General features: G+C 70.6%; 5 protein-coding genes. 2 read left to right on the forward strand and 3 right to left on the reverse strand.

All coding sequences use genetic code 11. From position 1 onward, the window contains the following. Positions 1-178 precede the first annotated feature (178 nt). Both JWP65_RS15550 and JWP65_RS15555 read left to right on the forward strand, forming a co-directional pair. A complete protein-coding gene (locus JWP65_RS15550; protein ID WP_299765314.1) occupies positions 179-706 on the forward strand; it encodes a gamma carbonic anhydrase family protein in 528 nt (175 codons plus the stop codon). Then, positions 706-1,665: an Hsp33 family molecular chaperone HslO gene (locus JWP65_RS15555; RefSeq protein ID WP_299765316.1), complete on the forward strand. Its 960-nt coding sequence runs from the start codon at positions 706-708 to the stop codon at positions 1,663-1,665. The genes JWP65_RS15550 and JWP65_RS15555 overlap by 1 nt, the downstream gene beginning before the upstream one ends. A 34-nt stretch (positions 1,666-1,699) precedes the next feature. On the opposite strand, the gene JWP65_RS15560 is transcribed toward JWP65_RS15555, so the two are convergent. The 3 genes from JWP65_RS15560 to JWP65_RS15570 form a co-directional block, all read right to left on the reverse strand. Next, complete coding sequence (locus JWP65_RS15560; RefSeq protein ID WP_299765318.1) at positions 1,700-2,071, reverse strand: hypothetical protein; 372 nt, start codon at positions 2,069-2,071, stop codon at positions 1,700-1,702. A 216-nt stretch (positions 2,072-2,287) separates the two neighbouring features. Further along, on the reverse strand, positions 2,288-2,932 hold the full coding sequence (locus JWP65_RS15565) for an ATP-binding protein (RefSeq protein ID WP_299765320.1): 645 nt from the start codon (positions 2,930-2,932) through the stop codon (positions 2,288-2,290). A 46-nt stretch (positions 2,933-2,978) separates the two neighbouring features. Continuing rightward, positions 2,979-3,254 carry a septum formation initiator family protein gene (locus tag JWP65_RS15570; protein ID WP_299765323.1) on the reverse strand — a complete coding sequence of 92 codons (276 nt, stop codon included), beginning with the start codon at positions 3,252-3,254 and terminating at the stop codon, positions 2,979-2,981. Positions 3,255-3,263 lie beyond the last annotated feature (9 nt).

Here is a 3,263-nt window from a genome sequence, read left to right on the forward strand (position 1 = left end):
GGCCTGGCAGGACGGCCGGCGGCGCGGGTGCGTGGGGGGACAGGGACAGCTCCGGGGCGGCAGCGGCGAGCGCCGTGGTCAGCGCGACCTTTTCGGCGGGATCGGCGCTGCAAAGGGCCTGCAGAGCCCGTTGGCGAAGCTCCATCCCTACAATTCTAGTTTTCCCAAGAAGAAGTCCATGGCGATCTACGAACTCGACGGCCTGGCGCCCCAACTCGGCGAAGGCGCCTGGGTGGCCGACAGCGCCCAGGTGATCGGTGAGGTGCAGCTGGGCGACCACGCCAGTGTCTGGTACGGGGCGGTGGTGCGCGGCGACTGCGGCGAGCCGATCCGCATCGGCCGCAACAGCAACGTGCAGGACGGCTCGGTGCTGCACGCCGACTTCGGCATGCCGCTGACCATCGGCGACAACGTCACCATCGGCCACCAGGTGATGCTGCACGGCTGCACCATCGGCGACGGCTCGCTGATCGGCATCCAGGCGGTGGTGCTCAACGGCGCCAGGATCGGCCGCAACTGCGTCGTCGGCGCCGGCGCCGTGGTGACCGAGGGCAAGGAGTTCCCCGACAACTCCCTCATCGTGGGCGCGCCGGCCAAGGCGATCCGCACGCTCGACGACGCGGCGGTGGCGAAGTTCGCCGTGCTGTCCGGTCACTACGTGAAGAACTCCGCGCGCCATCGCAGCGGGCTCAAGAAGATCGTTTGATGTCCGAGCTGCACAAGTTCATCTTCGAGGGCTTGCCGGTGCGCGGCATGATCGTGCGCCTGACCGATGCCTGGACCGAGATCCTGGCGCGCCGCGCCGACGACGCCGCCGCGCCCTGGCCCTGGCCGGTGGCCGCGATGCTCGGCGAGATGGCGGCGGCCGGCGTGCTGATGCAGTCCAACATCAAGTTCAACGGCGCGCTGGTGATGCAGATCTTCGGCGAAGGGCCGGTGAAGATCGCGGTGGCCGAGGTGCAGCACGATCTGGCGGTACGCGTGACGGCCAAGGTGGTGGGCGAGGTCGAGCCCGACGCCCACCTGCGCGACCTGGTCAACGTCAACGGCCACGGCCGCATGGCCATCACGCTCGACCCCAAGGACCGGGTGCCGGGCCAGCAGCCTTACCAGGGCGTGGTGCCGCTGAACGCGGCCTCGGGCGCGTCGCAGCCGCGGCTGTCGGACGTGCTGGAGCACTACATGCGGCAGTCGGAGCAGCTGGACACGCGCATCGTGCTGGCGGCCGACGGCAAGGTGGCGGCCGGCCTGCTGATCCAGCGGCTGCCCGGCGCCGGCGAAGCCAACGTCGACGGCGGCAAGATGGACCTGGCCGAACAGCTGGAGCACTTCAACCGCATCGCCACGCTGGCGGCCAGCCTGACCGGCACCGAGCTGCTGGAGCTGGACGTCGAGACGGTGCTGCGCCGGCTGTTCTGGCAGGAAAAGCTGTTGCGCTTCGATTTGCAGACGCCGCGTTTTGCCTGCACCTGCAGCCGCGAACGCGTCACCGGCATGATCCGCGGGCTGGGCCGGGAAGAGGCCGAGAGCATCCTGGTGGACCGGGGCGACATCGACGTCTCGTGCGACTTTTGCGGCAAGCACTACCGCTTCGATGCGGTCGACGCCGCCCGCATCTTCATGCCGGCCGGCGATTTGCCGCCCGGGCCGTCGACGGTGCAATAGGGAGCAGAGATCCTTGCGCAGAGGAGGCAAAAATTCAGAAAAGATGAGTTCTGAAAGTCTCCTGGTTCCCTTCTGTGTCCTTGCGTTCGCCTTGTGGTCTTTGCGTGCGGCTGCCGCCTGGTGGCGGCTTACATCGGCGAAGTGGACACAGCCAAGGCCTGCGCCGCCTGCTGGCCAGCCACGCGTTGCGCATCCTGGTTGCCGACCAGGTCGAGCTTGAGCTGTCATCGCCTTTGGGCGGGTTCAGCCACACCTGGGTCTGGCCGCCGCGGAAATCCAGCACCTTCGCCGGCTTGCCCGGACGCACCACGGTCAGGCGGAAGGGCCCGGTGTCGGGCGCCTGCCCGCCGGGGTGCGCGACATTGTGGCCGACGGCGTGGAACTGCACCCGCACCGGCACCTTCACGCTGGCCCCGCCACCGGCTGCAGCAGTTCGAGCCGCGCCGGCCCGGTCAGTTCGGCCGCCGGCGGCTTGCGTTGCGACGTGATCGTGATGCGCTCCGGCTTGCTGCAAGGGGACGCCCCAGGGCGCCGCGGGCCGGCGTGCAGGCGATCGGCACGTGGCCGGGATCCGGGCGCGCCGCAGGCCTGGCGCCAACGACGGCCGCAGCCGGTCTGAAGCTCAGACCAGCCGGCTGAACAGCTTGTGCTCGCACTCCGGGTCGCTGCACTTGTCGCAGTTCCAGGCCCAGGGGCGGCTGGCGTCCGGTTCGGCGCGGGCGGCGCTGCGGCCGGCGAAGCCAAGACTGGCCAAGGCGGCGAGCGCGCTGGCCAGGCGCGCGGCGTCGCGGCCGTAGACCACCTGAAAGTCCACGCCGGCGCGCTGCAGCGCCGCGCGCACCAGCTGGTCGACCGGCTGGCGCACGTGCGGGCCGTCGCGCTGCAGCCCGTCGGCCACCCAGGGCAGGTCCAGCCCGGTGACCAGCGTGGCCTGGTAGCCGCGCTGGCGCTGCAGCGCGAACAGGTGGAGCGTGCCGTCGGCGAACAGCATGCCGCTGTAGACCGCCACCATCAGCGCCGTGGTGTCGGCGATCACGACCTCATGCGCCGCCGCCGCCGCATCCACCCGGCGCTCCTGCTCCTGCGCGATCGGCAACTGCTCCTCGGGCCGCGGCGTGCGGCCGGCGCGGGCGCACCACTCGCGCAGCACCTCGGCCACCAGCGCCACCCGCAGGCCTCGCGCCTGGAAATGGGTTGCCAGCTCCCGCGCCAGCTGCGTCTTGCCGGTGCTCTCGGCGCCGAGCAGGGCGATCCGCCTTGCGCTCACTGGACTTTCCTCCTGGCTGATCGGCGGGCAGCGCGCGGGCGCGGCCTCATTTGGCTATCTGCACCATCACTTCGTTCGGCTTGACCATGCCCAGCTCGGAGCGCGCCTTTTCCTCCACCGTCTCCAGCCCTTCCTGCAGGTCCCGCACTTCGGCGGCCAAGCGCTCGTTGACCTGCTGGGCCTGGGCGTTGTGCGCCTTCTGCTCGTCGCGCTTGCGCTGCATCTGTGCCACCTCGGGCACGCTGCCGCGGCCTATCCACAGCTGGCCCTGCCCCACGGCCAGCAGGATGATCCGCAGGGCGGCGACGGCGCGGCTGGGCACAGGGGGGCC

The sequence above is a fragment of the Ramlibacter sp. genome (genome assembly GCF_028292805.1).
In the GTDB taxonomy this organism is placed as follows: Bacteria; Pseudomonadota; Gammaproteobacteria; order Burkholderiales; family Burkholderiaceae_C; genus Ramlibacter.